The following is a 4,277-nucleotide window of genomic DNA, read 5'->3' as shown; positions in this document are numbered from 1 at the left end:
CGGGCCACCCGCAACCTGCCCGTGCCCCGCCACCGCGTCGGCCCCGTCGTCCAGGCCCTGCTCCTCCTCGGGCGGCAGCAGGGACCCACCGAACTCGCCGGGCGCCTGGAGGAGTTGCTCGACGCCCTGGACGCGCTGCTGCCGCCGGGCGCCCCGGTCCCCGACGATCCCACCTGGTGGGCCACCCGCCTCCTGGCCGAGGTCCTGCTCCGGGTGCCCGACGCGACGCCGTACACCAGGGTGCTGCGGTTCCTCACCGAGCGGATCGGGGCCTGGCGGGCCCAGGGCCGGGGCGTACCGGGGGATTTCGGGCCGGACTTCTGGGCGTCGCTGCCGCTGTCCGGGACGGAACGGTTCGACCTGCTGCGACGCCTGGTCGTCGCCGACCCGCCCACCGGCGAGGGCTCCCGCTATCTGGACGTGGTCTCCCGTCTTCTCGCGGCCGACCCCGCCGCCGTACAGCCGCCGCTCACCCGTTGGTTCCTCGACGACACCCCGCTGGTCGCGACCCCCGACGCCACCGTGGCGACGGCCGCGCAGGCACTGCTGCACACGCATCGGCGGTGCGCCCTGGACGACCTGACCGAGGCGCTGGTCGACAGTGCGCACCGGCGCGCCGACGAGCTGCTCGCCGTACTGTCCGAGGAGGAGCCCTCGGCGGTGTGCCGGGCCGTCGACCGGTGGGCGCACGACGAGCGCCCGGCGCGGCGGGTCGCGGGGCTCTCGTACGCACTGCGGACCGCTCCGCACGTGAACACGGACGCCGACCGCGAGCTGCTCCGCTACGCGGCGCTCGCCCTGCTGGGCCGCCCCGCCGACGTCACCCTGCACAGCGGAGCCCTCGCCCTGCTCGTACGGGATCCGGGGACCCGGTCGCGGTATCTGCCGCAGGCGCTGGAGCGCTTCGCGGCCGGTGATCCCCAGCTGCCCGCGAGCGCGTTGGTCATGGCCCTCGCCACCCACCCGGACCCGGTCCTGGACGCCTTCCGCGCCCGGCTGCGGACACCGGGCGCCGAGGGCTCCGACGGGGATGCCCTGCGCACCCTCGCCGAGGTCACCACGCCCGGCCTCGCGCGCCGCGTCACGACCCTCGTCCGGGAGGTCGTCGAACTGCGCCCCGAGGTGGCCGGGCACGTCGCCGCGTACGTCGACCGCCGCCTGGAGCACGGTCCGGGTACCCGCGCCGTACTGTTCCCCCTGGTCGGCGGACTCATCGTCGACGGTCCCGTGCAGGTCCGCGCAGCCCTCGCGGCGGTCTTCGCCGAGCCGGGCACGCCTGCCTCCGGCCCGCTGCGACGCGAACTGCTCGATCTGCTGATGGCGACCGAGCGGGACCCGTCCGTCCTCGACGCGCTGCTGCGGGCGGCCGCCGCGCGCGGAGTGACAGCGGATACGGCGGACACCGGGGGAGTGGAGGACACCGGGGGCGTGGGGAGCACCGGGGGCGTGGGGGACAGCGCGGCCACTCGGCTGCTGGTCCATCGGGTCGGGATGCTGCTCGTCCGTACGCCCGAAGGGGCCACCCGCTTCGACTGGGCGCTCGTCGATCTGGCCCGCCATGTGCCCGGCTTCGCGGGGCTGGTGGCCGGCTGGCTCAGCGGCACGCCCCAGGAGTGGGCGGCTGTGGTCGGGCCGAGCACACGCCGGATGATCGAGAACCTGGCGGGGGTGCCGGGGGTGCGGGTGCCCGCCTGAGACGGGTCGGGATCCCGTGCTCCGGGTCACAGCCAGGATGCCGATGCGGGCCGAAGGCACCGGGCATGGCACCCTTAGACCTGCGCAAGGGTTAGGCGTCAATACGGACACGGGTTCGACGAGGAGCGGTCACAGTGCAGCGCTGGCGTGGCTTGGAGGACATCCCCGAGGACTGGGGGCGCAGCGTCGTCACCATCGGTTCTTATGACGGGGTGCACCGCGGGCACCAGCTGATCCTCCGGCACGCCGTGGAACGCGCCCGTGAGCTGGGCGTTCCCTCCGTCGCCGTCACCTTCGACCCGCACCCCAGCGAGGTCGTGCGCCCCGGCACCCATCCTCCGCTGCTCGCCCCGCACCACCGCCGTGCCGAACTGATGGCCGAGCTGGGCGTGGACGCGGTGCTGATCCTGCCCTTCACGAGCGAGTTCTCGCGGCTGTCCCCGGCCGACTTCGTCGTCAAGGTCCTGGTCGACCGGCTGCACACCAAGGCCGTCGTCGAGGGCCCCAACTTCCGCTTCGGACACAAGGCCGCCGGGGACGTGGCGTTCCTGGCCGAGCAGGGCAAGACGTACGACTTCGAGGTCGAGGTCGTCGACCTGTTCGTCACCGGAGAGGCGGGCGGCGGACAGCCGTTCTCCTCGACCCTGACCCGGCGGCTGGTCACCGAGGGCGACATCGAGGGCGCGCGGGAGATCCTCGGCCGCCCCCACCGCGTCGAGGGCGTCGTCGTACGCGGCGCCCAGCGCGGTCGCGAACTGGGCTTCCCGACAGCCAACGTCGAGACCCTCCCGCACACCGCGATCCCCGCCGACGGCGTCTACGCCGGCTGGCTGCACGTCGCCGGTGAGGCCATGCCCGCCGCGATCTCCGTCGGCACGAACCCGCAGTTCGACGGCACCGAGCGCACGGTCGAGGCATACGCCATCGACCGCGTCGGGCTCGACCTCTACGGCCTCCACGTCGCCGTCGACTTCCTCGCCTTCGTGCGCGGCCAGGCGAAGTTCGACTCGCTGGACGCGCTGCTCGTGGCGATGGGCGAGGACGTGAAGAAGTGCCGTGAACTGATCGGGGCCTATCAGGGGGAGTAGCCCCGAAGGCTGGGTGTGGCAGAGGGCCCGTACCGTTCGTGGATCGTGAACGGTACGGGCCCTCTGCTGTGTCCGACCTCAGCTGTCTACTGCTGGGGTGGAGCGGGCGGGTAGGGCTGGCCCTGCTGCGGTTGCTGCGGCTGTTGGGGCGGGTACGGCTGGCCCGGAGCGGGTTGGCCCGGTGTCGGCTGGTCGGGGTGGCCGTAGGGCTGCGGGGCCTGGCCGGGAGCCGGCTGACCCGGATAGGGCTGGCCGGGGTACGGCTGGCTCTGCTGCTGCGGCGGGTACGGCTGCTGACCGGGGATCTGTTGTCCCGGCATCTGTTGTCCCGGCATCGGCGGGGCGACCACCGGCGGCGGGTTGCCGTCGGAGGTCCACAGGCCGTGCGACTGCTGGTGCCTGGCGATGTCCTCGGCGACCATCGCGGCGAGCGTGAAGTACGCCTCCCGCACCTTCGGTCGCATCATGTCGAGGTCCAACTCGGCGCCGGCGGACAGGTGTTCGTCGAAGGGCACGACGACTACACCGCGGCAGCGCGTCTCGAAGTGGGAGACGATGTCGTCCACCTTGATCATCTTGCCGGTGTCACGGACCCCGGAGATGACCGTGAGGGAACGTGCCACCAGGTCCTGGTACCCGTGTGCGGAGAGCCAGTCCAGTGTCGTACTGGCGCTGCTCGCACCGTCCACGGACGGCGTCGAGATGATGATGAGCTGGTCTGCGAGGTCGAGCACGCCGCGCATGGCGCTGTAGAGCAGGCCGGTGCCCGAGTCGGTGAGGATGATCGGGTACTGCTTGCCGAGGATGTCGATCGCGCGCCGGTAGTCCTCGTCGTTGAACGTCGTGGAGACGGCGGGGTCGACATCGTTGGCGATGATCTCCAGCCCGGAGGCCGCCTGCGAGGTGAACCGGCGGATGTCCATGTACGAGTTGAGGTACGGGATCGCCTGGACGAGGTCGCGGATGGTCGCCCCGGTCTCGCGCCGCACTCGACGGCCGAGCGTGCCCGCGTCCGGGTTGGCGTCGATCGCGAGGATCTTGTCCTGCCGCTCGGTGGCGAGCGTCGAACCGAGGGCCGTGGTGGTCGTCGTCTTGCCCACGCCGCCCTTGAGGCTGATGACCGCGATGCGGTAGCAGGACAGCACCGGCGTCCTGATCAGCTCCAGCTTCCGCTGCCGCTCGGCCTCCTCCTTCTTCCCGCCCAGCTTGAACCGGCCGCCCCCGGCCGCCGGACGGCTGCTCTTCGTCTTCTGCTTCTTGCTGTTCAGCAGCCGGTCGGACGACAGCTCCACCGCGGCCGTGTAACCGAGCGGCGCCACACCGGGGTTGGTGGGCTGCCGCTGGTCGTGCTGCACGGGCTGCGGCCAGGCCGCGCCTGTGCGGGGGTCGATGGGGGCGGTGGGGGCGGACGGGTGGGGGTGCCCACCGGGGTGACCGGGCTGCCCGAGCTGATCGGGGTGGTCCGGGTGAGCAGCGTGTCCGGGCTGACCCGGG

General features: G+C 72.6%; 2 protein-coding genes and 1 pseudogene. 2 read left to right on the top strand and 1 reads right to left on the bottom strand.

What is annotated here, in order from left to right; all coding sequences use genetic code 11:
* Together AWZ10_RS05565 and AWZ10_RS05560 are read left to right on the top strand one after the other, a co-directional pair.
* A pseudogene (locus AWZ10_RS05565) lies at positions 1-1,695 on the top strand (serine protease); the annotation flags it as partial.
* 134 nt (positions 1,696-1,829) lie between these two features.
* The gene (locus tag AWZ10_RS05560) at positions 1,830-2,783 is read left to right on the top strand and encodes a bifunctional riboflavin kinase/FAD synthetase (RefSeq protein ID WP_060890579.1); all 954 of its coding nucleotides are present in this window, start codon (positions 1,830-1,832) and stop codon (positions 2,781-2,783) included.
* An 86-nt stretch (positions 2,784-2,869) separates the two neighbouring features.
* On the opposite strand, the gene AWZ10_RS05555 is transcribed toward AWZ10_RS05560, so the two are convergent.
* Positions 2,870-4,277: MinD/ParA family ATP-binding protein (locus AWZ10_RS05555; RefSeq protein ID WP_060890580.1), on the bottom strand; the 1,408-nt coding region annotated here is incomplete at its 5' end.

Source organism: Streptomyces europaeiscabiei (assembly GCF_001550375.1).
GTDB lineage: Bacteria > Actinomycetota > Actinomycetes > Streptomycetales > Streptomycetaceae > Streptomyces > Streptomyces europaeiscabiei.
Note: the sequence above shows the minus strand (reverse complement) of the source record. Positions and strands in the feature narration are given on the sequence as shown.